Genomic DNA, 3,227 nt, shown 5'->3' with positions numbered 1-3,227 from the left:
GTACCAGCGGGCGGGCGGGTCCTGCCACATGCTGTCCGCGAGCGACATGTAGTGCTCCAGCGGCAGCCGCTGCACGAGCAGCCCGTCCGGCCCTTCCACCATGTCGGCGAGGCTCGCCTCGACGGCGGTCTGTGACCACGTCGGGTGGAGACCCCGCAGGAGTTCCCGCATGGTCTCCTCCTTGATTCCCGTGACGTCGCGCCACCATCCGGCGAGCTCCACGCTCTTCTCCCGGGTGGGGGCGTAACGAGAGGTGTCGACGAAGCCGATCCAGCCTCCGTCCACCAGCGCGAGGCCGGCGGCCAGCTCGGGGTGCTGGGCCGCGAGCCGCACCGCGAGGTTTCCACCCCAGGAGTGGCCGGCGAACAGCGCCCCGGTCAGCCGCAGCTCGCGGCAGACGGCCACCAGGTCCGCCACGGCGGTCGCGTTGTCGTAGCCGTGCTCCGGCAGGTCGGAGTCACCGTGTCCGCGCATGTCGAGCGCGTAGACGGGGTGGCCGGCGGCCGCGAGCAGGTCGGCGACCTCGTCCCACAGCCGGGCGTTGGACCCCAGCCCGTGGAGCAGCAGGAACGGCCGACCGTCGCGGCCCGGCCGGTGCCGCACGTTCAAATGCACTGCGTGGTCTACCGGAACGGACAACTTCATGGCGGGGATCCCTTGCCTCCTGGGAGAGGGGTTGAGACGGGTGACCGATCGAGCGGGATCGCGGCGCCTCGGCGGAGGCTAGGCCGCATCCGCTTCGTAGGTCTCCGCGAGGTACTTGCCGAGCAGGGTGGAGGTGGGGTGCTCGACGATCGCGACGAGGGGGACTTCGAGCCCGGTGTCGCTCATCAGGCTCTTGGCCAGTTGCACGGCGCTCAGCGAGCTCAGGCCGTTCTCCAGGAAGTTGCTCTCCTCGTCCAGGGCGGGGACGTCGAGGACCTCGGAGGCGCGGCGGAGCACCTGCGCGGCCAGCAGCCGCTGGCGTTCCTCCGGCGTCGCGGACGCGAGACGCGCGACCAGCTGCTCGTCGTGAGTGGCTTCCTCGTTGGGTTCCATGGCTGCACCCTTCTCGGTGTCGTATCGGGCTGACGGGAGTACGTCGTGGTCTGGTGCGGTGGGCTAGCCGAGCGCGCCCTTCGCGGCGATGCCGGACGGCTTGAGCCCGACCATCTCCAGCTCCTCGGGGTGGAACGGCGGTTCGACGAGCTTCGGGTGGCTGGTGTCGGTGCGCAGCAACGACAGGAAGCGGGAGTCGCCCAGGGCCTTCTGCGGCGCGTTCAGGCTCAGCACGCTGGTGGTGACCTCGCACACCTTCGGCGAGCGGATCGACTTGCCGGAGAGGAAGTCGGAGAACTTCAGCCGCTCCGCGACGTCCGGGCCGGTCAGCCGCGGGTCGCTGGAGAGGTTGCGGCAGTTGACGTACTGGATGTCGTTCAGCCCGGCCATGATCCAGGGATCGTCCACCACCTCGCTCAGCGCGCGCTGGACCTGCCGGGTGCCGCCCTCGCCGAAGCCGTCGCGTGCCAGCTCCTTGTCCAGGGCCTCGGCGGCACGGGCCGCCGCGCTCATGCCGTGGCCGTAGACCGGATTGAACGCCGCCAGCGAGTCGCCGAGGATCAGCAGGCCCTCCGGCCACTGCGGCATGCGCTCGGGGTACATGCGCCGGTTGGCTCCCGAGTGCGACTGGAAGATGGGGCTGATGGGCTCGGCGACGCTCATGAGGTCGCTGACGATCGAGTGCCGCAGGACCTTGGCGTAGCCGGTGAACTCGTCCTCGTCGGTGGGCAGCGGGGCGCCGCGCGTGCTGGTCAGGGTGACCAGCCAGCGACCGCTCTCCTGCGGGTAGACCACGCCGAAGCGGCCCGGTTGCCGGGTGAGGGGGTCGGCGGCGACCTGGACCGCGGGGAAGTTTCCGTCCGCGCCCTCGGGCGCCTTGAACATGCGGGTCGCGTAGCCGATGCCGGCGTCGACCACGTCCTGCTCGACGGCCGGCAGGCCGAGGGCCGCCAGCCAGTGGCCCAGGCGCGAGGCGCGCCCCGTGGCGTCCACCACCAGGTCGGCCTCCAGCAGCCTGGGTTCGCCGCCGCCCGCGTCCCGCACCCGCACCCCGGTGACCCTGGAGCGGTCCCCGGCCAGTTCGACGGCCTCGGTGCCGTGCTCCACCTTGATCCGGCCGCCGGCGAGGATCGCGTCACGCACCACCCAGTCGAGCAGGGGGCGGGTGCACATCATCGCGTACGCGGTCGCCGGGAAGCGGTACTGCCAGCCCCACGCCGTCAGGGTCACCAGGTCGCTCTGGAAGCCGATCCGGCGGGCACCGGCCGCCAGCAGCCGTTCGGCGGTGCCCGGCAGCAGGTTCTCGACGATGCCCGCGCCACTGGACCACAGGACGTGGACGTGGCGGGCCTGGGGCTGTCCCTTACGGTGGTGCGGTCCGTCGGGCAGGATGTCACGCTCCACCACGGTCACGGATTCCAGGTGGCGGGCCAGCACATGGGCGGTGAGCATGCCGGCCCATCCGCCGCCCAGCACAACGGCACGTGTCGGTGTGGTCATGGCACCAAGTCCTCTCGGAGCGGGCTCGTCTGCGCGGACAGTGGCCTTTCGCCCAGGACGCCCATCACGAGGGTGTCCCGAACGGCTTAAGTGCGTCTTTCCGTTCCGGCCGCCGCGCGGTGTCCAAAGCCGGCTCCGGTGCGGTGTCGTCGTCGGGGAACCCGATCGTCATGTCGGTGAGGCCCCAGAACCCCTGGATGTGCGCGCCCAGGTAGTCCTCGTTGACCTCGCAGATAGTGATCATGCGCATGCGCATCCTGGCCGGGACGTAGACCCGCGCGTCCCCCAGGACCACCACGAACCGTCCGTCCATCGACGTGACGAGCCGCCCCAGCATCTCGTGCACCTTGCCCTCCGAGCCCCGGAACGCATGCTCGCGCAGGGCGTCCTTGCCGCGCAGCAACAGGCCGCCCACCGGGTCCTCGAAGACGATGTCGTCCGTGAACAGGGCGACGGTCCCTTCCACGTCCCCCTTTTGCAGCAGCCGGAGGTAGTTGTGGGGCAGCTCCCTGAGGGCCGCCTCGTCGGGGTCGATCACCGGGGGCCCGACGAACGGCCCTGACCTGCCGTCGACGGAGGTCTCGAGGTCGGGTTTGCCCCAGTACGCCCGCATGTCCTCGATGAGGCCGGACTCGCCGACGCGGAACAGCAGCGCGTAGTGGCAGCGCAGGGCGGTCGGCTCCGCGCCC

The 3,227-nt window shown here is 70.9% G+C and carries 4 protein-coding genes; all 4 read right to left on the bottom strand.

Translation table 11 applies throughout. From position 1 onward, the window contains the following. On the bottom strand, positions 1-603 hold a 603-nt coding region (locus CCN51_RS50845; RefSeq protein WP_281262491.1), incomplete at its 3' end, for an alpha/beta fold hydrolase. A gap of 120 nt (positions 604-723) precedes the next feature. Further along, positions 724-1,038, bottom strand: a complete 315-nt coding sequence (locus tag CCN51_RS50840; RefSeq protein ID WP_014180973.1) for an acyl carrier protein — start codon at positions 1,036-1,038, stop codon at positions 724-726. 63 nt (positions 1,039-1,101) lie between these two features. Then, positions 1,102-2,538 carry an NAD(P)/FAD-dependent oxidoreductase gene (locus CCN51_RS50835; protein WP_014180972.1) on the bottom strand — a complete coding sequence of 479 codons (1,437 nt, stop codon included), beginning with the start codon at positions 2,536-2,538 and terminating at the stop codon, positions 1,102-1,104. 64 nt (positions 2,539-2,602) lie between these two features. Further along, positions 2,603-3,227: nuclear transport factor 2 family protein (locus CCN51_RS50830; protein WP_086861203.1), on the bottom strand; the 625-nt coding region annotated here is incomplete at its 5' end.

The organism is Streptomyces milbemycinicus (assembly GCF_002154605.1).
Classification (GTDB): domain Bacteria; phylum Actinomycetota; class Actinomycetes; order Streptomycetales; family Streptomycetaceae; genus Streptomyces; species Streptomyces milbemycinicus.
Note: the sequence above shows the minus strand (reverse complement) of the source record. Positions and strands in the feature narration are given on the sequence as shown.